At 62.3% G+C, this 273-nt stretch carries 1 protein-coding gene; it reads left to right on the forward strand.

Annotation, left to right across the window (positions count from 1 at the left end):
• A partial coding sequence (locus tag RAD10_RS41860; protein WP_461622024.1) for an ATP-binding cassette domain-containing protein occupies positions 1–273 on the forward strand: 273 nt, incomplete at both ends.

Consider the following 273-nt stretch of genomic DNA (forward strand, 5'->3'; position numbering starts at 1 on the left):
GCACTTTGCCTACAATCCGGACGAGCCTGAGCTCAAAGGCGTCAGCTTCAAGATTCCCGCGGGCACGAGCGTGGCTATCGTGGGCGCGACGGGCGCGGGGAAGACGAGCATCATCAGCATACTGAGTCGCTTCTACGACGTGCAGGGCGGGCAAATCCTTATTGACGGCATGGACGTGCGTGACGTCGCCCAGGCGCAACTCCGTCGCCACATAGGCGTGGTGCTGCAGGATCCCGTGCTCTTCTCGGGCACCATCTCCCGCAACATCAGGCT

It is taken from the genome of Bradyrhizobium sp. 23AC (assembly GCF_054863025.1).